The sequence below is a fragment of the Bradyrhizobium sp. UNPF46 genome (genome assembly GCF_006658625.1).
In the GTDB taxonomy this organism is placed as follows: Bacteria; Pseudomonadota; Alphaproteobacteria; order Rhizobiales; family Xanthobacteraceae; genus Bradyrhizobium; species Bradyrhizobium nitroreducens.
Map to the genome: position 1 here is coordinate 21798 of NZ_LFJB01000012.1, position 24528 is coordinate 46325.

Consider the following 24528-nt stretch of genomic DNA (forward strand, 5'->3'; position numbering starts at 1 on the left):
GTCTCAGGCTCAATATGTGATGCATTTTTGGACTGCGACCCTCTCGGCGGCAAGGACGTTAGCAATCTTGGGACCAGCTGTACCGTCGCCATAGATCGGATTCATCGCGTAGCGGCCGTGCTCGACTTGCTTTGCAATGGCTCTTGAGATTTCCCGCTTGTCATAGCTTACTTCGATTACGTTATCACCGCGATCGCGCATGTTCTGCCGGGAACCGATATTCACGACGGGCGTGCCGATGTACGCCCCCTCTCGAATCCCGCTGCTCGAATTTCCGACGAGGCATGCCGTCGAGTGCATGAGATTAACGTAGACATCGATGGGCAGGTTCTTGAAAAAGTGCATGCGATCGTCAAGCTTCCGCTCGCGCCACTTCCGGATACCGCGCGAGATATCGTCAGAGCCCGCATCGGCATTCGGCCACAATACAACCGCCGCCAAGCCTTGGTCACGCACTGCTTCCAACGTCATCGTGATTTGCGCCTCACCATCACCATACTCGGTCGTAACCGGATGCTGGGAAATGAGCGCAAACGGCTCGTCGATCGAGAAGCGCTGACCAACACCATCATCGAAAAGACGGTCGAAGATATTTGCGATCGGATTTTTCAGAATTTCGGCAACTAAATCGATGCGCGGACAGCCGACCATGTGCACATGTTCCGGCCGCTCACCAAGTTTGATGATGCGCTCCCGCGCTCCCTCACTTGCGGGGAAGTGAATGTGCGCAAACTTCGTCACCGCATGACGAATGCTTTCGTCGATGGTGCCGCTCACCTCGCCGCCCATGGTGTGGGCCACAGGTATATTCATGTACGCGGCTGCCAGCGTGGTCGCCATGGTTTCGAAGCGATCTCCGACTGTCAACACCACCTCCGGCGCCAGCTGCTCGAAGAGGGTCGGCAGTTCCAGCAGGCCGAGGCCTGTGGACTTAGCCATAGTCGACGGCGTCTCTCCCTCGATCAGCATCGTTACGCGAGCATGCGGGATAAAGCCGTCCTTTTCGATCAAGTTGACAACAGAGCCGTAGCGGTCGAGCACGGCCGACGCAGCTACGATCAATTGAAGTTCGAGGGCTGGATGCTGCTGTATGGCACGCATAGCCGATTTGATGGAACTGTAATTCGCGCGGGAGCCGACTACTACGCAGATCTTCTTCTTGCTCACGCAAAGTCCTCCTCTTCGAACTTGTGATCCTGCGGGAGGGAGCGCACCAAGCGTCGGCCTATAAACTCCCGGTACCGGGCGGCGGGAATACCGTCTCCTGGCTTTTTGAACGCGAGGTGTTGCTGCTGAATTTCTGTCCCTTCGGCGAGGTCCGCGGCAGCGACAATGCTCTTCTCGAAGATCCGCTTCATCTCCAGCACAGAAGAAAGGTCATCCTTCTCCACCGGAGCTGCGATCATGCGTCCCGCGAATTTCAGTTCATCGCAAAGAAGCCGGAACTGGTCTGGATCCATGCTGTGCTTTGCATCACTTCCATACATCAGCTTCGAAAAGGTGAAGTGCTTCTCAACCACGGTGGCTCCCAGCGCAACGGCTGCGATCGCAGCAGCAAAGCCTAGCGTATGGTCCGAGAATCCGACAGGAACATCATAGCGTTCACGCATCTTCAGCATGACGTTAAGGCCGACTTGCTCTGGAGGACATGGGTAGACCGAAGTGCACTGGAGCAAGGTCACGGCGCAGGACGAACGAAGTGCCGCAACAGCGGCGTCCAGTTCGCACCAGTTGCTCATGCCGGATGAGAGCAACACAGGCTTCTTCGTCCGAGCAATATACTCCATCAAGGGCAAATTGCTCACTTCACCAGAAGGAATTTTGTAAGCACTAACGCCGATACGCTCCAGCATATCGACCGCTTCAAGCGAAAACGGAGATGAAAGGAAATCGACCTTACATTTCTTGGCTAGTTCCGCCAGACGTCCCCATTGATCAACCGAGAAGCCGGTTCGCCTGAAATACTCCGCACGCGGCTCGGCTGAAAAATACGACGGTGAAGGCGCATCCAACAACGTCTCGGCTTCTGCGATGTGGGTCTGAAACTTAACCGCGTCCGCGCCGCAATCGGCTGCCACTTCTAGCAGACGACACGCATTTCCGAACGAACCGTCGTGAACGGATCCGATCTCCGCGATTACATAAGGCATTTGGCGGCCGGCAGTCATGGCGCAAGCTTTCGAAACAAAAGATGAACAGAGAAGAGTCTCGACATACTGGACTATTGCATCACAATCAAGCGAAGCTAGGCATTAGACCGCATTCAGCTGCGCATCTATAGAGATCCGGAGACGGTTCCCCTCGGTTCCTAGCCTTATGTGGCAGCTGGCATGCTTAGCGTCCCAAAAGCCTGTAAGACAAGCCATAAAGCTTCGTGGTTGCGCGGTAGGCTCCTAGTGACCAAAGGGCCCTGACAACCCTCGGCTGATGGAGACCAAACTCTTTCCGGAGAGCACCACGAATGCGCTCCCGACGCTTTGAATCGAGCACTAGAACTCCGAGCGAGGACATCTCCAACGACCGGGCAGCACCTTCGCGGATCGCCACTTCGATCTCACGCTTACGCAGCTCGCGCCAGCGAGGCCCAGGCTCAGCAAGCGCTGTTTCGTAGAAAACCTCCGTGCCGAACTGCTCAAAGAACGCTCGCTCTCCGCTCCCAACCGTCAGATTGTGAATGGCCATCAGGCGAACATTTTCGGCCAGACCGGCAGCCATCATGGAAATAGCCGGCCACCCCTTCGGACCATCGACTAGAAAACCGACCCGCGCGCCTCGCAGCCTATCCGCCCAACGACCGAACTCTTCGTAGGCACTCCCTTTGACAAGCTCAATTGGCAGATGCGCTAGACGCCGGCGACAAGCTGCGGCTCGTGCCGGATCCTGCTCCAAATCTATCGAGACAAGCTTGCGGCCATTGCGCCTGGCCCAATCACCCAGAATTTCCGTCGAGTAGCCATCCTGCCGGCCGGATTCCACGACGACCGAAACGTCCTCAGTCATGCAACGAGCCAGGAAAAATGCCACCTCGCAGGGAAAAATCGCCCCCTCGACCCATCGATCGACATAACCTTCGAGCAGAAGCGCCGCTGCAGTCTCTGCTGCGGCTCGGAGAGCTCCCATATCGTATTTCGCCACGAGTTGCCCTCTTCAAATGTTCTGGATCGTTGCTTGAGATCGACTTTGCAGAACGCGAAACAGGTCGATAATGCGCTCTCGTTCGACGACGCCTGTGACCGCGCACAGCGCTATGCATAGAGCGATTCTTGTCGCAAGCGAGGGCGCCATGTACTCGTTGAAGAGCCAGCTTAGGATGATTACAGCGCCCCCGCAGACTACCCGACTATCGTCAAAGCCCCGAAATCGCTGAAAAGCAATCGACCTCCAGTAAATGTAACCCCGGAACAAAGCCGCTTCAGCGAGAAGGACGAGAATGACTCCCGCCAACCCAAGGCTGCAGCCGACCCCAGCCACCTTACCAACGACAAACGGCAGCGTGGCGAGGCAACAAATCGAAATCAGCGAACTCGCGTTGGTGAGGTTTCTCGCCTCGTTGTTTGCATAGAGGGTCGCATTTTGCACTCTGCCTGAAATGTGAAGCAGCAGAAGCAACGCAAACCAGGGCACGAGCTCCGCAGCGGGAGTCAACCGGTCATGCGTCAGTATGGAGACGAAGTCCTTACCGAAGCAGGAGAACGCCACGCCGAATAGAGCAATCAGGATATGAATTGGTATCCACACACGCTTGGTTAGTGTGAAAAGCCCCCGCCCATCCCGCGCCTCAGCCAGCGAGGCGGACCAGACATTAACCGCAACCGCATTGGTGCCAGCGAGCAACGTCCCATAGTAGAGCCGGGCATGGCCAAGATATCCGACAGCAGAAATGCTGAGATTTGCCGCCACCACCGAATTCTCCCCGATGCTGCGGAATCCCCCCGTGAAGCCCGCGACAAGCGATGTGAGAGTGTGGGCTCGAAGGACCGATAACCATCGACGGCTAGGTACGTGCCATGGTTCAGCACCCAGCGCCGCCACGGCTACCAAAACAGAGCACGCTTGCCCGACAACTGCCCCCACGAATAGTGATGAAACACCTAAGTGCAGACCAAAGAGCGAGATCAAAGTGCCGGCAAAAGATCCAACTGCCTGCAGAGCGATCTGAGCTGCAACCGCATTCCCCCGGCCAGCAACGGCAAAAACATTGGTCGAGAGAGACGTCACAGATTTCAGCGGAATGAGGAGAGCTGTCAGCACAAGAGTCGCGCGTGAAGTCTCTTCCGCGACCGATATCATCTCTTGCAGGGACGGCCAAGCAGCCACGAGCAGGATGGCCAGCCCCGAGCTGGTCAGGAGCGAGACCAAAAAGAAACTCGATAGCATCCGCCGGCGTTCAGTCGTCGAAGCAACGGAATAGTTTGCCGGAAGTGCAAGGGAGCCACCTGCATCGCCAAACGCGCTAGCCAGCGCGGCCCACGACATCATCAAGGCAAAATAGCCGAAGTCGGCTGCGGTCAATACAAGCGTTGTTAAAGGCAAAATGGCGACAGACATGAGGGCTTGGAAAACTGTCGCGCTTACAAAGAGCAGAACGCGCCCCGCAAAACGGCCGCGAAGCGCTATTAGCCAGCTCACGCGGGCGAACTCCCGCTGGCGTTGGCGGTGAGACCGACACAGACGAAGGACATCTGCATTCCCGTCTGCACGAAGGGTTCAAAACGAAAATGCGGATACGCTTCACAGAATTCACGCCAAGCTCGTCGCTCACCACGATCAGGGTCCGCCCAGAAACAGTTCCAATCGTCGAACACGATGATCGTACCAACCTGCAGGAAATCGATGATGAAGGAGAGGATGGGAACAGTGGATGCGTAGAGATCGCAATCGATATAGACGACGGCGGCCTTGGCCGGAAGGAGCTCGCGAGCAAGATCTGATGTCAGACTCACATCATAGAAACCTTTTACCGTGCGCAGTCGATCTGTCGGCATACCATGACGACGACATATTCGCTTGAAGTCCGCCTCAGCAGTTTTCAGCTTGCCCTGCTCCCAAGCGTCCTGGCGATCGATTTCCGATATAGCTGGCAATCCCTCGAAAGAATCGAAAGCCACATACCGCCAGTCAAACAGATGATGGAAACTGTCATATGCAAGCCTCATGGTGTTGGCGCCGAAGCTGCCAAATTCCATGTAGTAGCCTTTGATCGGCCGATTCACGTTCGCGAAGCGAGCTACGCAAAGAAACAGATACCTCCGCTCCCTGGCGACGTGACGCAAGTAAGTAAAGCGGACCCAGCGCGCGCGAGCTGAGAAAAGTGGCCCCTGGAGGACAGCAAAAATTCGCCGCGCGAGCCGCTTGGAGCCGCTCGGCAGCCCCTCATACGTCGGCAGCAAAGATGCACGTAAACGATCCTGCCAGTTCATAGCCTCACGTACCCTTGCATATCAGCTGACAATCCGATCTAAATCCGAGGTCCACGCATCAAGCAAAGGAAGCTCGGCAGCGCCGACCAGCTCGCATTCGACCAGGGCCTGATAACAGCGACGCACGTTCTCCCTGATGTGATCGGGCCCGCCGTTAATCGGCAGATCCTCGAGCATCAGTCGAATGCGATGATTATTCAGATAGCCCGGAATCTCGTCCTCGAAGTCCTTCATCAGATCGTGTTCATTGCGGTCCTGCCAGACAGTTGGCCCATGGAAGAGCACATGCCAACCGTTTGCCCACGCGATACGCTGAGCAATCAGGCTGCGCCAGATGTCTGTCACTCGGAAATTGCAATAGGACGGAAGATACATCAGCGGAAAGGCGCTTGGCCACCAGCTCGTGTTCTGGCTGTTGAACGGAACCCACGAGCCGGGTCCAAATGCCACGACCCGATCGGTCCTGAAGTTATGAGGCAAGGGAAGCACTAATCGATAAAGTGCATCGACATCGGGATCTCCGTCGGCAAGCCCCTGCTGAATGGGACAGTCTACCTCGGCACGCTCCAATTTCGCAAAATCGGGAACAGGTTTCAGAACGTGATCCAGAGGCAAACCGCGTGGCCAAATATTCCCATCGGAGAAATACCGATAGGCGTTGACCCAACCATGTCCCGACACTACCGGTGCGGTCAGCGTGCGGCTTCGGCTTTCGAAGAATTGCGGTCGCGCGAAATTGTCATCATCCGTCTCAATGACGACCTGCGCACCGTTCGCGATGGCCGCCAGATAGCCGATATTCTTGCGTGCGTAGTTTCTGACAGGCGCGAGATTTGCGTATGCAAAGCCAGAGTTTGCCTGATCAGCGATCCCGAGAAAGCGGCATCCATCAATCGAAAAGTTTGCCGGGGTTCTTGTATCCCCAACAACGAAGAAGTCAAAGCCAGACCGTAGAGCATCTGCCGCTATGCTCCTCATGACGTCGTTAGGAGGATTGATCGAAGTAATAATAATTGCTTGATTCATTCGTCCCGGACCGCCTATTTTGCCACTTCTTCGCTAGGAACATGGAGGCGCAGTTGATATTGGCCTCCTCGCAAACTATTCCGGCATTATCAAGCTAAAAATGGCCCTTGGACAAGGGATAACCGCATAAAGCCAGCCTTTGCTGAGGAGTTATAAGTTGCCGCGACGTAGGCGAATCGTTCTTTGCACCAAAGGTGTTCCGGATGAACGGGAGGGGGCTAGCCTCGTTATCATTCATAGCTTTTTGCAGGGCATCCGTGCTCAATCATTCGACATCCTCCACCTCATTCTGCTCGACGAAGGCGAGAAGGACCGGAAGGCTTTTGAGGCATATCGCAGAGCCGTGGCAGACGAGCATTTCGAAGTGATGGCAGAAAGCACCGGCCAACTTGTTATCCAGGGGGCGAGGAAGCACCGGATTGATTTCTCGCGGGCCGCAAAACTAATCGAGCGCGGTCGAGAATTTGCCGCAGACCTGTTTATCGCGTTTGACGTCCTGCCCGCATGGATTGGGTTGGAGATACCCGCCACACGAAAGCTCGCCTGGCTGGGTGACCTGAATTTCCAGACGACCTATTACCATGGTCTTTACAGCCTTCAGGAGCGCCCATGGCGAATTTTCAACTTCGCGAAATACTGGTTAGCAGCTCGAAACTGGAAACATGTCTATGCACATGTCTTGTCATGCTATGACGAGGTCATCGTCTCGGCGGCGTCGTCTGAGGACCAGCTAAGCAGGTTGGGGCTCAGGAATCATCAATATTGCCCCTACCCTTGGCCGGTGATCGATGCTCCGGCTTCGGGTCATGTAAAGCCGGCGATACCTACTTTTTTGTTCTTCGGTAATCTGGTGGGTCTTGGTTCGCGCTCAGCACTGCACTTCATGGTCTCGAAGGTATATGGCCCGCTGCTCCAGGTCTGGGGACCTCGCGGCTTCAAAATTCTACTGGCCGGACGGGGAAACTTGCCTGAGTGGTTTGCTGAAGCGATCAAAGACAAGCCAGAGTTTGTCCGCGTAGGTTTTGTCGAGAACCTTCCATCTACTTTGGCCGAATGTCACGCGGCACTGGTCCCCATCGACGTTCCAGTCGGCAACAGGACTCGCATCCTTTATGCACTAAGCCAGTCAACCCTCGTCATTGCCCATAAAAATGTTGCGCTCGGAAATGTGGCGCTTGTTGACGGTCAAACTTGCGGGCTGGCCGCTTCAGGTGGGGAGTTCGTCGCGCGCATGAAGCGAGCTGTTGACGATCCCCTTTGGGCGCGTCGCGTCGCGGAATCCGGTTGCCGAGTATACAAGCAATTTTTTAGCCCTGAGAACGCGACGGCGGAATTCATTAAGCGAATCAATAGGTTGTTTTCAGCCGCATAACTGGCCTAACTACCGCCCCTCCTTTTGATCAGCAACGTCACGGCCGCCATCGTCAGGGCTAAACCCGCGCGGAACATAGCCGGCCGCACGGCTGGTCAGAAACCACTGATAGGTGGACTCCAATCCTTCGCGTAGGGACATCTTCGATTGCCAGCCCAGGCTCGTAAGCCTGTCTGTACTCAGCAGGCGGCGAGGCGCCCCTTCAGGCTTTGATGTATCGAAACTAATGCGCCCAGTAAATCCGGCGACGGCAGCAACTAAGGTCGCAAGTTCTCGGATCGAAACGTCGAGACCGCTACCGATGTTGATAATATCCCCCGACGAATAATTCTTGAGAAGAAAAACCAGCGCGTCGGCGCACTCGTCGACGTAAACGAATTCACGACGCGCAGTTCCCCCACCCCAGACCACGACCTCATCCAGTCCACTGCTGACAGCATCGTGAAAACGGCGAATGAAGGCCGGAATGACATGAGAATTCTCATTGTCAAAGTAGTCACCCGGTCCGTAGAGATTCCCGGGAACCGCCGCTATGAAATCCAGGCCACCTTGCTGTCGATATGCGGCGCATTGCATCATGCCAGCGATCTTTGCGACGCCATACCACACATTGGTGGGCTCTAGAGGGCCAGTCATCAGGGCTTGTTCGCGAATAGGCTGCTCAGCCAAACGGGGATACACGCACGAAGAACTGACGAACAACAGCTTCTTGACGCCCCGAGCCGCGGCCGCCTGGATCACATTGTCTTGGATCGCGAGGTTGTCGGACAGAAAGCTCGCGGGATACCTGCTGTTCGCAAGCACTCCGCCCACTCGGGCCGCAGCCAGCACAACAACCTCCGGATGCATTTTGGCATACCACGCCTTGACTGCAGCTTGATCACCAAGATCCAGCTCTTCGCGCCCGACTGTTAGGATTTCGCAATCTTCGCTCGCGAGTCTGCGCACCAATGCCGAACCCAACATCCCGCGATGTCCAGCCACCCAGACGCGGCGTCCCCTTAGATCAAATGACGAATCTGGCATCGCAGCACTCACAATCAGCCCAATTTGGCGCATGAATATTCAGGACGCTTATAAACGTGCATCAAGCTCGGGGCAACCGTCGCTTTCCCCGCCTTCTTGCGGCGCCGAGATGGGAAATCGACTTTACTGGAGAGGCGTCCTATGGACCCCTAGCTCGATCGTCAGCTTTGTGCAGCCAAGACCGGTGCAACGCGCGTGCCAGAAAATTACGTCACGGTGCAGGCAGGCGGTCTGCAGTCGTGCGGCTCAGAGCAGCATAAAGTCGTGCAAGTGCGCCACAGGATTGAGACTCTCGTGGCCCTGCGATATCAGTGAGCCGCCTGCAGGACTGTCGGAGAAGCTACCGCTAGGGTCGATCGCTAGCGATTGATTGCTCAAGGCGGTTGGCTGAGAGGCAACAGATGACGCGGACGAGGCGGCCAATGAAGTTGCGGCCCCGGCAAGTTTACTCGAGATTTCGGTTGCAACACCTGTCACCAGGTTCTGCATCAAGATCATCGGGCCGTTAGTGCCATGTAGGTCCAGCAGCCCAGCGACCTTCCAATTTTGACCGGGGGTTCCGATGTCCTTCCAGTCAAATGCAAGCCCCTGATCATTCACAAACCACTCGACTAAGCGGCCACTCGTCTTATTCTGCCATAGCAGGTCCACCCGGCCATCGGCATTGAAATCAGCCGATGCAACAACATCCCAGCCCGCACCCATTGTTCCAAATCTTTGCCAGCCCACTGCGAAGCCGTTCTTGCAGAACCATTCGAGACCATCGCCGGTATTGGTGTTCTCCCAGAGAATATCCGTCGTTCCATCCTGATTAAGGTCGACGGTCGAAGCCACTTTCCAATCGGGAGTCATAACGCCGAACTTCATCCAAGACGTTGCGTATCCGTTTTGGAGAAACCACTCTATTCCTTCGCCCGTGGCCTTGTTTCGCCAGAGCATATCATCCGTTCGATCACCATTAAAATCGCCAGAGGATATGAGCTGCCAGTCCGAGCCCATGACGCCAAAGTCGAATGTCGCCGTGATTTGCCCGGCCGTAAGAAGGCTCTCGCGAGCCTGACCGGTCGTTTGGTTCTGCCAGAGAATATCGACGTTCCCGTCGTGGTTGTAGTCACCATGACCGATAACGACCCAACCCTGACCCGGTGTGGCAAACTGGCCCCAGCTGGTCACAGCACCGTTGGCGAGATAGGCGATTTTCCCGGCTCCTGTTGACGGCTGTAGCCAAAGGATGTCGTCGTGGCCATCGCCATTGAAATCTTGGTCGATAGTAGCTACCCAGCCAGCCCCTGTAGGCTGCAGATTATTCATCAACGTCGAGGTAGCCAGTGTACCATTTCCGAATTGGAAGTTCTCCACACCAGTAACGATGTCAGTCCCGTCCGGTGAGCCGGAACGCAGGTCAACGACCGTGAATGCCTGCGTCGTAGAGTTATAAGAAATGGCGTAGCTGGATTCGTCCCCCGAATACACTGCGGTGTCGGTGCCCGAACCGCCGATAATGGTGTCGTTGCCCGCCCCGCCCGTGATCTTATCGTTGCCGGCGCCGCCGTTCAGCACGTTGGCGATGGCATTGCCGAGGATGGTGTCGTTGCCGGATCCGCCGATGGCGTTGTCGATGTAGGAGCGTCCGTCGCCGTTGTAGAGATAGGCGTTGTAGACGTTGCCCGACGCGTAATGGCCATCGCCGAGATACGCCAGTTGCACGGACGAGAACACCGACGAAGCGCCGGGATTGAGGTTGATGCTCAGGTTCGTCGTGTAGTTCGACAGGTCGTAAGTATCGACGCCGCCGCCGTCCCAGACCGTCTCGTAGATGCGGTTGGCCGAGCCGCCGACGCCACCGCCCGGTGCGAGCTGGCCGACACCGTTGATGAACTCCTGGCCCGTGGTCGGATTCCAGGTGTAGACCGTGTTGGTGCTCTGGGTCGTGAAGTCCGCGCCGTACATCGTCTGGAGCGCGAGGATATCGTTGGCCATATAGGTCTGCGAATATCCGTACGCTTCGTTGGTGTAGCCGGACGTGGTCGAACCGCCGACATAGCTGCGATAGCTCATGACGGTGTATTCGCTGTCGTCATGCGCGCTCGGCACCGCGACGTTGGCGGGGCCACCGGTCTCCTGGCTGTGCTTGAGGCCGACGGCGTGGCCGAGCTCGTGCAGCGCAGTGGTGAAGTAGTAGTTGCCGAGCTTGGCCAGCGAGAAATTGTACTGGGTGCCGAACCAGATGTCGCCGCCGGGCGCGTAGTTGCCGGGATAGTAGGCGTAGGCGGTCGGGCTGGCCGCCGGCGACTGCGCGATCATGATGTCGGCGCCGTTCGTGCCCGCGTACTGGATGTCCGCGTTGGTGTAGCTGAGGATCAGGCCGATCGCGTAATTGATCGCCGCCTGGATCTGCGTGGGCACCGCTGCAAAGCCCGACGTGGTCGGCTCGCCGTTGCCGCCGCTATAGGGATTGGCGTAGTCGCTCGCTACGTCAGGAAAACTGTAAGTGATCGTGCCAGACCATTTGGCGCCCGACAGCAGGCCGTCGATCTCGGCGTTGTTGGTGGCACTGACATTAACAGCGGTAGCCAAGGGACTCTCCAGAGCAGAGCATCGCGCGTGATTCGCCGCGACGGCACATGATTCTAGCTTGAGAGTTGAACGTTTGGTTTAAATTGGGCAGCGGCGCCCGCACCCCTTCCATAAGGCCCTGTTAGCCATCAAATCCCGTAGTCATACGGGAGAAGAGCAACGGTCTCCGTTCCCACATGACCCGTGATTTGCAGGGGCTTCATGAAGCGATGTTTACTTCCGGCCGGCCTGTTGGGCGCCCTGATCGCGCTCGCCGGACTGCCGCGACAACCCTTCGGAGGACTGCCTGTCATGGTGGAAAAGGCCAAGGCGGACGACAGCGGCAAGGCGGTGCGCGCGCCCGCCATGCCGATGGCCCGCGACCCCGCCGTCGCGGTGGCGGAGGAATACGAGGCCGCCCTCGGGAAGGGAACGCGGGAAGCCCTCGAACTCTTCATTGCACGCCACGGCGATGATCCCCTGGCCGAAAAGGCCCGCGCCGAACTGAAGCGCCTGTCGCGCTGATCGGTCGGGCATCGGATCAGGCATGGCATTTCGGCAGGCGGGGCCGGCGCCCGCCCGGGCTTGTCGCATGACCTTTCGGCACTATGGTAGGCGCCGAAATCTGTCCCGGAGCCTCTCAAGATGCCCTTTCCGCATGCCTCGGAAGCCCTGTCGCGCTTCACCGTGCTCGATCTGACCCGTGTTCGCTCCGGGCCTACCTGCGTGCGCCAGCTGGCGGATTGGGGCGCCAATGTCGTCAAGATCGACGCGCTGACCGAGGATGCCGGCGGCGAGCAGCCGGGTGGGCCGCGGCGCGGTTCCGACTTCCAGAATTTGCACCGCAACAAGCGGGCCATGACGCTGAACCTGAAGGACGAGCGCGGGCTCGCCGTATTCAAGCGCCTCGCCGCCAAGGCCGACGTCGTGGTCGAGAATTTCCGGCCCGACGTGAAGAAGAAGCTCGGCATCGACTATGAGAGCCTCGCCGCGATCAACCCGCGCATCGTCTATGGCAGTATCTCCGGCTTTGGCCAGGACGGGCCCTATCACAAGCGGCCGGGCTTTGATCAGATCGCCCAGGGCATGGGCGGGCTGATGTCGATCACCGGCGCGCCGGGCGAAGGCCCGATGCGGGTCGGCATTCCCGTGGCCGACCTGACGGCCGGCCTGTTCTGCGCCATGGGCATCCTCACCGCGCTGCTCGAGCGCGAGGTCTCGGGCAAGGGCCAGTGGGTGCAGACCTCGCTGCTGCAGGCCCAGATCTTCATGCTCGACTTCCAGGCCGCGCGCTGGCTGATGGAGAAGGAAGTGGCCAAGCAGGCCGGCAACAACCATCCGACCAGCATCCCGACCGGCGTGTTCAAGACCTCGGACGGCTACATCAACATCGCCACGACCGGCGGTCGGATCTGGGAGCGCTGTGCGCAGGCGATCGGCGCACCGGAGCTCTATGCCCATCCCGACTACGCGACGGCCCCTGCCCGCTCCAAGAACCGCGACGCGCTCAACGCCGAGATCGCGAAGCGCACGGTGACAAAGTCGACCGAGACCTGGGTCCGCGAGCTCAACGAGGCCGGCGTGCCGTGCGGGCCGATCTACGCCATCGACCAGATGTTCGAGGACGCCCAGGTCAGGCATCTCGGCATCGCGCAGGATGTGCCGAACGACGAGGGCCGCCACATCCGCCTGGTCGGCCAGCCCGTGACGCTGTCGCGCACGCCGAGCAAGATGGTGGCGCGGCCGCCGGAATTCGGCGAGCAGACCGACGAGGTGCTCAAGGAGTTCGGCTTCGATGCCGGCGAGATCGCAAGCCTAAGAGAGACCCGAGTCATCTAAATTCGTTTCAAGCTACGCTTTCAAATGCATTTGTAAACGCGAGGGCCCGCTCTCTCTATGCTAAGACAAATGGTGTAAGCTTTTTGGACACAGCCTTGACCAGTTGAGGGCATTTCTCTGGTTGCTGGGCTTGGAGCTAACTAATTGATGGCGGCGAAAACCCGGAGTGACAGTCTTCTTTTCTAGCCAGAATCGGGAGGGTATCCCCGCTCCTCTGATAGTCCGCCGCTAGTCGCCACCCAGCGATGTCGTGGGCTATACCGCACGCGCCGCAACGCAGCTTCTCTTCGCCTAATAGGCGTTGCCCTCGCGCGAGAGTCGCTTTTGAGGCCGGCTTGAGACAGCTGGGACACACAAGCGGCAGACGCCTAGCTTTCAAATGGTCTATGAGGCTGAACAGACCTCCGAAAGCCCAGAAGCGAAAACGATCTACTCTCATCGTATGCTCGATTTGCGGGGGTCTACTGGCTAGAATTGGCTTCGGACAACCGAAGCACTCGGCGCAGATTGTACACCGGTAAGCACCCATGCGAAAGCCTGCCGCCAACCAAGGGGGCTTCCCGCTCCTTTAGATGCTCGGGAGCCAGACGCTAGACTAGCGAGAAGGTCGCGGAGTAGACCGACAATTGAGCTACGCGAACCGGTCGGAGCTGGAGCCCGCGGCCGCATCTAGCCCATTGCCTAGATGTCGAGGATGCGCAGTTCGTGCCGAAGCATGAGGGCCGCCGTACGCCAAGTCGGCCACCCGTGACGCTGTCACGCGCGGAGCAGGACGGTGGCACGGTTCCGAAACTCGGAGTTCGGCTGGACAAGTTCGCGCAGGCTCCAGGTCGTACCGCGACAATCGCGCCGGCGGCGCTTCATTTCTAAGGTGCTGCTGACACAGGACCAAAACTGCCAGCTTGGGCCCTTTGATCTGCGCGAGTTCACGGCGTGGAAGGACCGCGGATGCAACGGAGAGCATTTTAGCGCCGTTCGACTTGACGGCTCGATTTCTCGCTGCTCTTTAAGGCCGAGCATCAAGCGAGGACCGAGCTGAAGATGATCCAGAATTGGTTTTTGGCCCTCTTTACCGGCTCGATGGTTGTCGCCTGCCTATTCGGTGCTATTTGCCTCGACAGTATCTCCTTTAGGATAACGGAACAACGATCCCACTTCGCTTCTTCCAAGATGATCAGATGATTTTGAGCACACATGCGGTCGTCGGCGGCGCGGTGGCCAGCCTACTTCCATCTCACCCGGCAGCAGCGGCAATCGCCGGGTTCGCAAGCCATTTTGCCATCGATGCAATTCCGCATTGGGACTATCCACTTCGCTCAATAAGGCTGGGCAAAGGTGCTAACAATCGCCGCCTGTCCGTCAGCACGGCGACGCTGACGGATTTTGCAATGGTTGGCTTTGATGCGTGCGCTGGACTCGGCCTTGCGCTTTGGATGTTTGCAACGGAGGGGTCTTTTTGGGCGATTGCGATCGGCGCCTTCAGCGCCATGTTGCCAGACGCGTTGCAATTCGTTCACACCCTTTACCCGCATGGCTTACTTCATGCCCTCCAACGCTTTCATTGGTGGATACACTCTAAGCGTGCGTTGACGGGAGTATTTGGGGTGGGTTCTCAGCTCGCATTCGCCGGAATGATTGCTGTACTCGCGAGAAGTTTCCAGTGAACCCGGCAGCACTTTCAACCGCGTATTTCGATACGTCCGTTTTGTGGAAATCGATGCGCGTTTGCAGTATCGTAAAGGCAACTGAGGAGAAGGGCCAACTACGACCACCTCAGTCCGCCGACCCTTTGGGGCGATTCTTGGGGAATCGCCGAGCCGGCGGACTTTCGGGCGGAACTGGGAGTTGCGCCCCAATGCTATTCAACCAAGGCCGCATATCAAACTGCGATATTCATGCGACGAAGCGGAAATTAGTTCGAGATAGCTCCTGATGCGCCACTTGGCTCTAAATTGATGCTATTTTCGTTGTACTTATCTCGTTAAAGGTCATGGCTATCTAACCGGCGCCGACAATGCACGGCGAGATCCCTGGTCATCGAAGGCTGCTCGCGCTGGACATCAAGATCGCCACTATTGTGATCTAGCCGATTAGACCTTACGACTAGAACACCTCAAGGTGCTGCCAGAGCCGATCGTCGTAGCACGGAAGGCGTCCCCTGCACGGTTGCCCAGCACGCCCGGCATCGGCAGCAGCGCCGGAGGGGTGCCGTCTCCGCGCGACCCCGCTTTCGATACGGCTCTTGAAGAAGCTCCTGCAGCTCCGGCGAGCCATAGATCATGCGCAGATTGTACAAGCCGCGCCCCAGCGATGCCGCTTACAGATGGCCTGAAGAACCGACGAACATGAGGAGAGACGGCGCAAGAATCGCGACTCTAAACTAGAGATTAGGCCGACTTGCTGGCTGCCGGCTGGGCGGCGGTTCGTTCAAATCTCGCGCCCAAGGAGCACCTGTTACCGCTCTTTGCCTTGAAGACGTTTCGCCAGAGCTGACACAGGAAGAAGTCAGAAGAGTTGCCAGGACCGCAGCGCCAGCTCCCACGATCTTCAGTCGCGAAGTCAACTCCGAACGGCTCGATAGAGTTGAAGCTTCCCGCATCACAACCACCGACTGAGGCGATCGAGCCAGACTATCAGGAATGTGCAGGGCCGGCCAGTCTGAGACTGGCTAGGTAACTACTTGGACCAGAAACCAAGACGATCGAACCTGGCCTAACGAGGAATTCCCTGATAGCCCCCCTGCTGAACCTCAAGTACTGCAAGCAGGATGGTGGCGCGACCAACCGAGTTCCGCGAGCAGGCGAGTTCTTTGATGGAGTTCGGCGTCAGCGCGTCGGAGCCGACGAGATCTAGGAATTCAGGGAAATCCAAGTTGGTGTGACCCAGAACAGAAACGACAATGCCCCGGCAGGACTGCCGGGCATTGAAGGCGGCTCGCGACCACTCAGTATCTCGCAACGACGGGCGTCGGAGTGAAGGCATAGTTGAAGCCGGCACGCAGCACGTGATCGTGAAAGCTGACGTCCGCTTGGTTGGCGGTCCCCACGAAGTAAGTTTTACTTCCGAAATCCATGTAGAGATATTCCAGCTTGGCCGACCAATTGCGGGTGAACTTGCGTTCGACGCCCGCCCCCACCGTCCAGCCGACCCGGGTATCGGTGCTGCTCGCTCCTGCCCCGATCGGAAAGTTGAACCCGCCGAGCGGAGTCGTGCCGCCCAGCCCCGGTCCGAAGACCTGGATTCCAAGGGCGGTCGCGGACGAATATTTGAACTCGCCGACAGCGAGACCACCGGTCGCGTACCAGAGTGTCTGCGGATCCGACAGGACGCCGACGCGTCCGCGGAACGTCGCGAACCACTGGAGGTCGTAGGAGAGATTTGCAGTGAGCGTTGCAATCGAGTTGAAGTCGGCTCCCCCAGGAATACCGACGATATTCGAGCCATAGCGCGCGCTCGTCGTCGTCACCGTCCGCGACGACCGCTCGCCCATCGCCTGAATGTCACCCTCAAGGCCCAGGACCCATTTTGGATCCACCTGCCAATTATAGCCCAGCTGACCGCCGGCCACCCACCCATCGATATTCTGGCCAAACGCGCCGAACTGTGTAGCCGGGAACGGCAGCGCGATCGGCGCCACGGTCGTCTCCGCGCGGCCCCAGCTGTATCCGGCGTTCAAGCCGGCATAGAAGCCGGTCCAACTCCAAACCTGATCGACCAAGGCCGGGGCCTTCACATAGGGTTTCGATGCCAGATCAGCGGCCAATGCGCTGGTCGCAACCAATGACCCCACAATTCCCATCACAAGCTGCTTCATCGCAATGCCCCGTGAGAAATCAAGAATTCGACAGGGAGTATAAGCGCAAACGCCGGCCTAAACCGTTGCACATCCGCAACTGTCGACGACAACTACTAGGTGTCAGCGACCGGACTACGGCGACACACTGGCGCTAAGGTATTGCTTCAATTAACTTTTCGTGGTGGCATCCCTTTGCTCCGCCGTCCCCATCCGACGCGGGCGAGCAGGCCGTCGATCACAGGCCAGAACAGAAGCACGATCGCCAGCGTCGTGATCGAGCCGACCAGGCCGTTCGACCAGAACACCCCAAGATTGCCGCCAGAGCCGATCATCGACAGCCGGAAGGCATCCTCGGCGCGGTTGCCGAGCACGAGTGCGAGCGTGAAGGGCGCCAGGGGAATGCCGATCTTCTTGAAGACGTAGCCGACGATGCCGAAGCCGAGCATCAGCCAGATGTCGAACATCGCGTTCTGGATCGCGTAGGCGCCGATTGCGCAGGACACCACGATCATCGGCGCCACCGCGGCGAACGGCACGCGCAGGATCGAAGCGAAGACCGGCACCGTCGTCAGCACCAGCACGAGACCGACGACGTTGCCGAGATACATCGAAGCGATCAGGCCCCAGACGAAGTCCTTGTGCTCGACGAACAGCAGCGGCCCCGGATTGAGCCCCCACACCATCAGCCCCCCGAGCAGGATCGCGGCGGTGCCGGAGCCGGGAATGCCGAGCGCCAGCATCGGCAGCAGCGCCGCCGTTCCGGAGGCATGCGCCGCAGTCTCCGGCGCGAACACGCCCTCGATGCGGCCCTTGCCGAAACTCTCGGGATCCTTGGAAAAGCGCTTGGCGAGATTGTAGCCCATGAACGAGGCCGCGATCGCGCCGCCCGGCGTGATGCCGAGCCAGCAGCCGATGAAGGAGGAGCGCAGCAGCGTCACCCAGTATTTCGGCAGGTCCTTCCAGACGCTGAGCACGACGCGCAGCGAAATGCTGGCGGCATGGCCGCGCAGAGCCAGGCGCTCCTCCATCGTCAGCAGGATCTCGCTGATGCCGAACAGGCCGATCACGGCGACCAGGAAGTTGATGCCGCGCAAGAGCTCGGCCGAGCCGAAGGTCATGCGCAGATTGCCCGACACCGTGTCCATGCCGATGCCCGCGAGCAGCAACCCCAGCGACATCGAGATGACGGTCTTGTGCTTGGCTTCGCGCCCGAGGCCGACGAAGGAGCAGAAGGTAAGTAGATACACCGCGAAGAACTCGGGCGGGCCGAACTTCAGCGCGAAGGACGAGATCATCGGCGCGAGGAAGGTGATCAGCAGCACCGCGACCAGCGAGCCGATGAAGGAGGAGGTGAACGCGGCGGTCAGCGCCTCCGCCGCCCTGCCCTGCTGCGCCATCGGATAGCCGTCGAAGGTGGTCGCGACCGACCAGGCTTCGCCGGGAATGTTGAACAGGATCGAGGTGATCGCGCCGCCGAACAGCGCGCCCCAATAGATACAGGACAGCATCACGATCGCCGAGGTCGGATCCATCGTGAAGGTGAGCGGCAACAGGATCGCAACGCCGTTGGGGCCGCCGAGGCCCGGCAGCACGCCGACGAAGATGCCGAGCATGAGCCCGACCATCATCAGGACGAGCGTCTTCCACGTCAGCAGGACGGCAAAGCCGTGAAGCAGCAGACCGAACGCTTCCATCGCGAATTCCGCCTAGCGACCGAAGGCCGCTTCGAGCGGCCCTTTCGGCATGATGACGTCGAAGGCGATGTCGAAGGTGACGAACATGATCGCCGTGAACACGAACGCGGTGAGCAGCGACTTCCACAGCGCGATCTTGCCGACGAAGCGCATGAAGCCTGAGATCAGGAGGAAGCTCGCGACATAGAGGCCGAGGAACTGCGTGACGAGGCAGAACAGCAGCGTCGGCACGAACACCGCCAGCACGCGGCGGCCTTGCGCGCGCGTGACGAAGATTTCGGCCGCCTTGCGGTGCGCAACCAGCGCCGCGACCAGGCCGTAGAGGCTGCCGCCGCCGAGGATGATGGAGAGATAGAACGGGAAATAGCCGGGCTCCGGCCCGGTCGCATCCCAGGACGCGCCGGTGCGCCAATTGTCGTAGCCGAGCGTGACAGCCAGCGCGAGCAGCAGCAGACAGACGACGATCTCGATCGTGCCGGACGAGACGACGGAGGGCGAGTCGTCTTCAGGCGCGGTCGGATCGTCGACGACGATTTCGATATCGGTTTGGGACATGAGTTCCGATGTGAGGCTGGAGACTATTCATCTCCCCGTTCTTATGGGGAGAAGCATAGGCCGCCGATGGCGGCCGTTTTGAAGGACGCCGAAGCACAGCTTCGGCGCTGGCGAAAACGCCGGCTGAGGGGCTCTCTCCACAGGACTGACCGCGGAGAGAGCCCCTCACCCCGACCCTCGCCTCGCAAGAACGGGGCGAGGGAGAAGAACGAAGAGACGATTATTTCGCGACGAAGCCGGCTTGCGTCATCAGCGACTTGTTCAGCGCATCGTCCTCCTCGAGGAACTGCACCATGTCCTTGCCGGTGAGGAAGATAGGCTTCAGCGCCTGCTTCTCCATGTACTCCTTGTACTCGGCGGTCTGCGTCACCTTGTGGAACAGCTCGACATAGAACGCCTGCTGCTCGGCCGGCACCTTGCCGGGCAGGAACATCGCGCGCAGCATCAGATATTGCACGTCGACGCCCTCCTCCTTGCAGGTGGGGATGTCGGCCCAGGACTGGGTTTCCGTCACCTTGGCGGTGTAGGAGATGCGTTCCTTGTCGAACACGCAGAGCGGACGCACCTGGCCCGCGCGCCAGACTTCGAGATTTTCGCTAGGATTGTTGACGTTGGCTTCGGTGTGGTTGCCGACCAGCTGGGTCGCGGCCTCGCCGCCGGACTTGTAGGGCAGATAGGAGAATTTTGCGCCGGTCTTCTGCTCGAGGAACACGGTCAGGACGTGGTCCTCGCGCTTGGAGCCGGTGCCGCCCATCTTGAACGGCGCGCTCGCAGCCTTCGCGGCCGCGACGAACTCCTTCACCGTCTTGGGACCGGCGCTGTTGTCCCACAGCACGAACTGGTCGAGCGCGATCACCGAGACCGGGGTCAGCTCGCGCCAGTTGAACGGGATCTTCGCCGACAGCGGCAGCATGTAGATCAGCGAATAGGCGATCAACACCTTGTTCGGATCGCCCTCGCTGGATTTCATGTACATCAGCGCTTCCGCGCCCGAGGCGCCACCCTTGAGCGAGACGACGATCGGCTGCTTCATCAGATTGTTCTTCTGGATCGCGGCCTGCATCATCCGCGCCATCTGATCCGAGGCCCCTCCCGCGCCGGCGGCCACCACGATCTCGACCGGCTTTGCCGGCTCCCAGCCGGCAAATGCCGGCGTGCCGCACAAAGCTGCGGTCAGCGCCATCGCGGCCTTCATTCCATGTCCCACGCGCGTCTTCCCTATGTTCTTGTTTGGATTTGGAAATTCAGAGATGAATTCGGGGACCATTGTGCTGGTGAACGCAGCCAAGTTCAAGCCGTCCTGCGTCACCTTCGTTATGACTTTGGAATGAGATGCGAACGGAGACAAGCCTCGCGTAATTGAGTTACAAGCGGCCGGCCGGGCTTAGAGGCGCAGAGACGAATTGAGGGACATGCCCGGGGGCCAAAAACTCTGCAATGGACAGAAAATTCGGTCATCAAGAATATTCGAAGAGAGAGAAAAGAAAGAAGCTGAGAGAGACGAAGCGATGCCACGCCTGCTCTACATCAACGAAAAATTCGGTCACGACGCGACGATCATATTGGACAGCGGAGACGCCTGCTGGATTTCCGTAGGCAAAAGGGGTGTCTTAGTCCGTTCGCACAGGCCCAGCTTTTGGGGCGGATTGCTGGGGAGCGTCTTTGGTCGCAAGCTTTACCAAGAGCGGAATATCTACCAGGCACTCAGCGTCGCTCAGGCTCTCGCCGCCACATTCCGGCCGGTTCCACAAATTAAGTGTAAGGACATGATGCTGAAATCTTTCTGTACAGCTGCCTGGCGGTGCTCATCGCCGGAACAGGTAAAAGCCGTACTAAACGATCCGGAGTTGCTCGCCGCGTAAATGCTGCGCCTCACCAAGCAATTTGCTACAACGCGGCGCTTACGATCTTCTGATCTAACCATATCCGTGAAGTATGAATACGCGTAGAAAAGTGAGTTTAGATCTCGACCACGAGCGGCGGAGAACACGGTGGAAAGTCCAGTGGGGAGTTCCCGCCCGTGCCGCTGGCGGCACCGCAAGGGCGGCCGCACTATCAAGTGACGAGCGACGGGAGATTGCTCGGAAGGCAGCCAAGGCGCGTTGGGCGAGGGACCTGCCGCAGGCGACGCATCAAGGCGCCCTGCGGTTTGGAGACATCGAAATCGAGGTTGCCGTCCTCGACAACGGTCAGCGTGTGATTACTCAAACTGGCTTTATGGCCGGCCTTGGTCGCATTCGGCCCGTCAAAGGAAGAGGACGTCAATATTACAGGAACAGCGCCAATCTCCCTGCTTTCTTGACAGCGCAAAATCTAAAGCCCTTTGTCAACGAAGATCTTTCTATGATAGCGAGCCAGATCGAATTCCGCACCAAACAGGGCATTAAAATATTTGGTTACGCGCCGAACTTCCTCCAGAGGGTCTGCGATGTCTTTACGCGGGCCCAACATGCTGAGGTCTTAAAAACCACTCAGCATAACATTGCCAACCGCGCCCGAATTATCGCCGAGCAGCTCGAACGCTCATGCACAATGCGCCTCATAGATGAAGCGACGAGTTACCGAGAAATTCGCGAGACACAGACGCAGCGGAATTCTTGTCGGAGCGAGGATTGATGATGAGGCTCTCTCGGATTTTCGGTTCTGGGGTATCGATCTGGGGGCGGGCTATCAGCGCCGAGCCAAAGCGAGATTGGGCGAACTGAAGCGGACGAGGTATTTGCTGCCGTTTAAGGACTACGTATGAGCTTCCTTCACGGTGCCCTGGTTGTCTTAATGCTGGTCGGCGCTGGTCCAACCGTGTTCGCCAGGGGCGTGCCACAGGATCCAAAACCTCAATCGCAATGCCTTGTGAATGCCTCTGAACTGCCCCCGGGAACACCAGCGGTCATGTGCCCAACTCGCAGCTCACCGGGAAGCTTTTGCGTCTGCCCCAAATTCAATAGGGACGGCGAGGCAGACGGATACTTTGTTGGGACGGCAAGATAGCCAACCGCGTCCCTAAGCTACTTGCCCTTCCAGACCGGCGCGCGCTTGTTGAGGAAGGCGTCCATGCCCTCGCGGAAATCCTCGCTCATATAGGCCTTGAGGATCAGATCCTCGCCTTCCTCGCGCGACAGCGTGCGGCGGATGCGGCGCACCGCTTCCTTGGTCGCCTCCAGCGTGAGCGGCGCGTGGCTGGCCACCAGCTTTGCGGTCTCGTCGGCGCGGCGCTGCAGCGTCTCGACGTCAGGGACGATCTCGGTGAGCAGGCCGAGGGCGAGTGCTTCCTGCGCCTCGACCAGGCGTGCCTTGAAGATCATATCCTTGGTGCGCGCGGGACCGACCAACGCGACGACGCGGCTGATGTTGGACATCGACAGGCAGTTGCCGAGCGTGCGCGCGATCGGAAAACCCATCCGCGTCGTTTCGGTGCCAATGCGCAGATCACAGCAGGCCGCGATGCCGGCGCCGCCGCCGGTGCAGGCGCCGGCAATGGCCGCGATCACAGGCACGCGGCACTGCTCGAGCGTGCCGAGCACGCGGTCGATGCGGGCCTCGTAGTCGAGCGCGTCCTGCGCGGTCTTGAAGGCGCGGAACTGCGAGATATCGGTGCCGGAGGCAAACGCCTTGTCACCGGCGCCGGTCAGGATCAGCGCCTTGATCGAGCGGTCTGCGTTGATCTCGGTGCAAATCTCCGCCATGCGGTCATACATGGCGAAGGTCATGGCGTTGCGCGCCTGGGGGCGGTTGAACGTGATCCGCGCGATGCCGTCCGTGACGGAGTAGAGCAGGTCTTCGTTGGTCGTCGTCGGTGCGTTCATCGCGCGCTCTCTTTCCAAGCTGGTTCAGGCCACCTGGGCCTTTAGGCTACTTGAGCCTTGGTTATCAGCACCGCGTCGCGTCCCTTCAGGACGTCCATGGCCGCCAGTACGCCGCCGCTCCGGTGCGGAATCTTTGCAAGATCCAGACCCATTTCGACGCCGGCGAGCGTACCCATCAGCATCAGATCGTTGAAATGGCCGATATGACCGATGCGGAATACCTTGCCCTTGACCTTGTTCAGGCCGGTGCCGAGCGACATGTCGAAGTTTTCCAGCACCACCTTGCGGAAGGCGTCGGCGTCGTGTCCCTCGGGCACGCGCACACCGGTCAGCGCCGGCGAATGTGCGGCGGGATCGGCACACTGCGTCTCCAGGCCCCAGACCTTGACCGCCGCGCGCGTCGCAGCGCTGTGGCGCTTGTGGCGGGTCCAGACGTTCTCCAGCCCCTCCTCCTCCAGCATCGTCACGGCTTCGCGCAGGCCATAGAGCAGATTGGTGGCGGGCGTGTAGGGGAAGGTGCCGAGCTTGTTGAAGGTGATGACCTCCTGCCAGTCCCAGTAGGAGCGCATGCCCGGGTTGGCCTTGGCAACGCTGAGCGCCTTCTCCGAGACGGCGTTGAAGCCGAGGCCGGGCGGCAGCATGAGGCCCTTCTGCGAGCCGGCGACCGAGACGTCGATGCCCCAGGCATCATGCTCGTATTCCATCGAGCCGAGGCCGGAAATGGTGTCGACTATCAGGAGCGCCGGATGCTTGACGCGGTCGAGCAGCTTGCGCACCTCCAGCGGCGGCGTCACGCAGCCGGTCGAGGTCTCGTTGTGGACGACGCAGACCGCCTTGATGGCGTGCTGCTTGTCGGCGGCCAGGCGCTTCTCGATCTCGGCAAGATCAGCGCCGTGGCGCCAGTCGCTCGGGATGAAGTCGACGTCGAGCTTGAACTTGTCGGCGATGCCGCGCCACAGCACGGCGAACTGGCCGGTCTCGCACATCAAAACCTTGTCGCCGGGCGAGAACACGTTGACCATCGCCGCTTCCCAGGCGCCGGTGCCGGACGAGGGGAAGATGATCACGGGCTGCTTGGTGCGGAACACGCGCTGCATCGCGGCAAGCACGGCGAAGCCGAGCTCGGCGAACTCCGGACCGCGATGGTCCAGGGTCGGCATGTCCATCGCCCGCAGCACCCGGTCGGGCACATTGGTCGGTCCTGGAATCTGTAGGAAATGCCTTCCAGTATGCACGGTCATAGGCGTCCTTCCGGGTCTCTGAAGCTTGTGTCGGCGTTGGCGTCGGAGGGCCCGAATTCGGGGCTCCCGCGAGCCGCTCGCATATCACTATTCGCCGGGCTTGTCCCTCGCCCGGCGAGGTCCGTCAATGCACAAGAAGCAGGGCTCGCTTGCCAAGGGCCGTGGCGGGAGGCAAGACGGTGCCGGCGAACAGGCGAAAG

Annotated in this window: 20 protein-coding genes; 6 read left to right on the forward strand and 14 right to left on the reverse strand. The window is 59.2% G+C overall.

Features of this window, described 5'->3' with window-relative positions; all coding sequences use genetic code 11:
* Positions 1 to 9 precede the first annotated feature (9 nt).
* From neuC to UNPF46_RS06950, 6 genes are all read right to left on the reverse strand, one after another.
* Complete coding sequence (neuC, locus tag UNPF46_RS06925) at positions 10 to 1167, reverse strand: UDP-N-acetylglucosamine 2-epimerase (protein WP_100179982.1); 1158 nt, start codon at positions 1165 to 1167, stop codon at positions 10 to 12.
* The gene (locus UNPF46_RS06930; protein WP_245448467.1) at positions 1164 to 2168 is read right to left on the reverse strand and encodes an N-acetylneuraminate synthase family protein; all 1005 of its coding nucleotides are present in this window, start codon (positions 2166 to 2168) and stop codon (positions 1164 to 1166) included. The genes neuC and UNPF46_RS06930 overlap by 4 nt, the downstream gene beginning before the upstream one ends.
* A gap of 166 nt (positions 2169 to 2334) precedes the next feature.
* Positions 2335 to 3135: a hypothetical protein gene (locus UNPF46_RS06935; protein ID WP_142249488.1), complete on the reverse strand. Its 801-nt coding sequence runs from the start codon at positions 3133 to 3135 to the stop codon at positions 2335 to 2337.
* Positions 3136 to 3147: 12 nt separating this feature from the next.
* The gene (locus UNPF46_RS06940) at positions 3148 to 4629 is read right to left on the reverse strand and encodes a lipopolysaccharide biosynthesis protein (protein ID WP_142249489.1); all 1482 of its coding nucleotides are present in this window, start codon (positions 4627 to 4629) and stop codon (positions 3148 to 3150) included.
* Positions 4626 to 5420, reverse strand: a complete 795-nt coding sequence (locus tag UNPF46_RS06945; protein ID WP_100179978.1) for a TylF/MycF/NovP-related O-methyltransferase — start codon at positions 5418 to 5420, stop codon at positions 4626 to 4628. Before UNPF46_RS06945 ends, UNPF46_RS06940 begins: the two co-directional genes overlap by 4 nt.
* A gap of 21 nt (positions 5421 to 5441) precedes the next feature.
* Positions 5442 to 6446: an STELLO glycosyltransferase family protein gene (locus tag UNPF46_RS06950; protein WP_100179977.1), complete on the reverse strand. Its 1005-nt coding sequence runs from the start codon at positions 6444 to 6446 to the stop codon at positions 5442 to 5444.
* Positions 6447 to 6603: 157 nt separating this feature from the next.
* On the opposite strand from UNPF46_RS06950, the gene UNPF46_RS06955 reads away from it, so the two are divergent.
* Positions 6604 to 7818: a glycosyltransferase gene (locus UNPF46_RS06955; protein ID WP_142249490.1), complete on the forward strand. Its 1215-nt coding sequence runs from the start codon at positions 6604 to 6606 to the stop codon at positions 7816 to 7818.
* A 9-nt stretch (positions 7819 to 7827) separates the two neighbouring features.
* Here UNPF46_RS06955 and UNPF46_RS06960 read toward each other — a convergent pair whose 3' ends face one another.
* A complete protein-coding gene (locus tag UNPF46_RS06960; protein WP_349628168.1) occupies positions 7828 to 8877 on the reverse strand; it encodes a GDP-L-fucose synthase family protein in 1050 nt (349 codons plus the stop codon).
* A 213-nt stretch (positions 8878 to 9090) separates the two neighbouring features.
* Entirely contained in the window at positions 9091 to 11421 is a 2331-nt protein-coding gene (locus tag UNPF46_RS06965) for an FG-GAP-like repeat-containing protein (protein WP_142249491.1), read from the reverse strand.
* Between the two features lie 291 nt (positions 11422 to 11712).
* On the opposite strand from UNPF46_RS06965, the gene UNPF46_RS06970 reads away from it, so the two are divergent.
* The 3 genes from UNPF46_RS06970 (at position 11713) to UNPF46_RS06980 (ending at position 14903) form a co-directional block, all read left to right on the forward strand.
* Positions 11713 to 11925 (forward strand): type 2 periplasmic-binding domain-containing protein, encoded by a 213-nt coding sequence (locus UNPF46_RS06970; protein ID WP_347338560.1) that lies wholly within the window; start codon positions 11713 to 11715, stop codon positions 11923 to 11925.
* A 120-nt stretch (positions 11926 to 12045) separates the two neighbouring features.
* The gene (locus UNPF46_RS06975; RefSeq protein ID WP_100179973.1) at positions 12046 to 13239 is read left to right on the forward strand and encodes a CaiB/BaiF CoA transferase family protein; all 1194 of its coding nucleotides are present in this window, start codon (positions 12046 to 12048) and stop codon (positions 13237 to 13239) included.
* A 1178-nt stretch (positions 13240 to 14417) separates the two neighbouring features.
* Complete coding sequence (locus UNPF46_RS06980) at positions 14418 to 14903, forward strand: hypothetical protein (protein ID WP_100179972.1); 486 nt, start codon at positions 14418 to 14420, stop codon at positions 14901 to 14903.
* A 1280-nt stretch (positions 14904 to 16183) separates the two neighbouring features.
* Here UNPF46_RS06980 and UNPF46_RS06985 read toward each other — a convergent pair.
* The 4 genes from UNPF46_RS06985 to UNPF46_RS07000 all read right to left on the reverse strand — a co-directional run bounded on the left by UNPF46_RS06985 (position 16184) and on the right by UNPF46_RS07000 (position 20479).
* Complete coding sequence (locus UNPF46_RS06985; RefSeq protein ID WP_100179971.1) at positions 16184 to 17053, reverse strand: outer membrane protein; 870 nt, start codon at positions 17051 to 17053, stop codon at positions 16184 to 16186.
* Positions 17054 to 17199: 146 nt separating this feature from the next.
* Positions 17200 to 18729 carry a tripartite tricarboxylate transporter permease gene (locus tag UNPF46_RS06990; protein WP_100179970.1) on the reverse strand — a complete coding sequence of 510 codons (1530 nt, stop codon included), beginning with the start codon at positions 18727 to 18729 and terminating at the stop codon, positions 17200 to 17202.
* Between the two features lie 12 nt (positions 18730 to 18741).
* Positions 18742 to 19284, reverse strand: a complete 543-nt coding sequence (locus tag UNPF46_RS06995; RefSeq protein WP_100179969.1) for a tripartite tricarboxylate transporter TctB family protein — start codon at positions 19282 to 19284, stop codon at positions 18742 to 18744.
* Between the two features lie 220 nt (positions 19285 to 19504).
* Positions 19505 to 20479 carry a Bug family tripartite tricarboxylate transporter substrate binding protein gene (locus UNPF46_RS07000; protein ID WP_181769820.1) on the reverse strand — a complete coding sequence of 325 codons (975 nt, stop codon included), beginning with the start codon at positions 20477 to 20479 and terminating at the stop codon, positions 19505 to 19507.
* 313 nt (positions 20480 to 20792) lie between these two features.
* On the opposite strand from UNPF46_RS07000, the gene UNPF46_RS07005 reads away from it, so the two are divergent.
* On the forward strand, positions 20793 to 21146 hold the full coding sequence (locus tag UNPF46_RS07005; protein ID WP_142249493.1) for a hypothetical protein: 354 nt from the start codon (positions 20793 to 20795) through the stop codon (positions 21144 to 21146).
* Positions 21147 to 21237: 91 nt separating this feature from the next.
* The gene (locus tag UNPF46_RS07010; protein WP_142249494.1) at positions 21238 to 21900 is read left to right on the forward strand and encodes a hypothetical protein; all 663 of its coding nucleotides are present in this window, start codon (positions 21238 to 21240) and stop codon (positions 21898 to 21900) included.
* 389 nt (positions 21901 to 22289) lie between these two features.
* Here UNPF46_RS07010 and UNPF46_RS07015 read toward each other — a convergent pair whose 3' ends face one another.
* Positions 22290 to 23087 (reverse strand): enoyl-CoA hydratase/isomerase family protein, encoded by a 798-nt coding sequence (locus tag UNPF46_RS07015; RefSeq protein ID WP_097661851.1) that lies wholly within the window; start codon positions 23085 to 23087, stop codon positions 22290 to 22292.
* 41 nt (positions 23088 to 23128) lie between these two features.
* Complete coding sequence (locus UNPF46_RS07020) at positions 23129 to 24328, reverse strand: pyridoxal-phosphate-dependent aminotransferase family protein (RefSeq protein WP_142249495.1); 1200 nt, start codon at positions 24326 to 24328, stop codon at positions 23129 to 23131.
* Positions 24329 to 24528 lie beyond the last annotated feature (200 nt).

Excerpts from the sequence above, each read along its gene's own strand:
- UNPF46_RS07005 (WP_142249493.1), top strand. The coding sequence starts at position 20,793 with ATGCCACGCCTGCTCTACATCAACGAAAAATTCGGTCACGACGCGACG.
- UNPF46_RS06960 (WP_349628168.1), bottom strand. The coding sequence starts at position 8,877 with ATGCGCCAAATTGGGCTGATTGTGAGTGCTGCGATGCCAGATTCGTCA.
- UNPF46_RS07020 (WP_142249495.1), bottom strand. The coding sequence starts at position 24,328 with ATGACCGTGCATACTGGAAGGCATTTCCTACAGATTCCAGGACCGACC.
- UNPF46_RS06980 (WP_100179972.1), top strand. The coding sequence starts at position 14,418 with ATGATTTTGAGCACACATGCGGTCGTCGGCGGCGCGGTGGCCAGCCTA.
- UNPF46_RS07015 (WP_097661851.1), bottom strand. The coding sequence starts at position 23,087 with ATGAACGCACCGACGACGACCAACGAAGACCTGCTCTACTCCGTCACG.
- UNPF46_RS06945 (WP_100179978.1), bottom strand. The coding sequence starts at position 5,420 with ATGAACTGGCAGGATCGTTTACGTGCATCTTTGCTGCCGACGTATGAG.
- UNPF46_RS06950 (WP_100179977.1), bottom strand. The coding sequence starts at position 6,446 with ATGAATCAAGCAATTATTATTACTTCGATCAATCCTCCTAACGACGTC.
- UNPF46_RS06970 (WP_347338560.1), top strand. The coding sequence starts at position 11,713 with ATGGTGGAAAAGGCCAAGGCGGACGACAGCGGCAAGGCGGTGCGCGCG.
- UNPF46_RS06975 (WP_100179973.1), top strand. The coding sequence starts at position 12,046 with ATGCCCTTTCCGCATGCCTCGGAAGCCCTGTCGCGCTTCACCGTGCTC.
- UNPF46_RS06985 (WP_100179971.1), bottom strand. The coding sequence starts at position 17,053 with ATGAAGCAGCTTGTGATGGGAATTGTGGGGTCATTGGTTGCGACCAGC.
- UNPF46_RS06930 (WP_245448467.1), bottom strand. The coding sequence starts at position 2,168 with ATGACTGCCGGCCGCCAAATGCCTTATGTAATCGCGGAGATCGGATCC.
- UNPF46_RS06990 (WP_100179970.1), bottom strand. The coding sequence starts at position 18,729 with ATGGAAGCGTTCGGTCTGCTGCTTCACGGCTTTGCCGTCCTGCTGACG.
- UNPF46_RS07000 (WP_181769820.1), bottom strand. The coding sequence starts at position 20,479 with ATGAAGGCCGCGATGGCGCTGACCGCAGCTTTGTGCGGCACGCCGGCA.
- UNPF46_RS06995 (WP_100179969.1), bottom strand. The coding sequence starts at position 19,284 with ATGTCCCAAACCGATATCGAAATCGTCGTCGACGATCCGACCGCGCCT.